The 256-nt window shown below is 39.1% G+C and carries 1 protein-coding gene; it reads left to right on the top strand.

The window, feature by feature from the left end:
- Positions 1 to 5 precede the first annotated feature (5 nt).
- Positions 6 to 256 (top strand): IS110 family transposase (locus tag ASD40_RS11205; RefSeq protein ID WP_235549222.1); only part of this gene is annotated, 251 nt, incomplete at its 3' end.

Here is a 256-nt window from a genome sequence, read left to right as displayed (position 1 = left end):
TCATTGTGGGAATCGATATAGCGAAAGAAACACATGTCGCACAAGCAACAAATTTTCGAGGAATCATACTTACTAAGAGGCATCTTTCTTTCTCAAATACAATTGAAGGTTATATGAAATTAGAGCGATGGATCCATGAGATTGGGCAGAAGCATCATTTAAAGAACGTCATAATCGGTATGGAACCAACGGGACACTATGGATATAACCTTGCTAATTGGCTTGCTGACAAGGGCAAAGATGTTGTCATGGTGAA

Origin of the sequence: Paenibacillus sp. Root444D2, assembly GCF_001426375.1 — a bacterium.
In the GTDB taxonomy this organism is placed as follows: domain Bacteria; phylum Bacillota; class Bacilli; order Paenibacillales; family NBRC-103111; genus Paenibacillus_E.
This window is presented reverse-complemented; position numbering and strand designations above follow the sequence as displayed.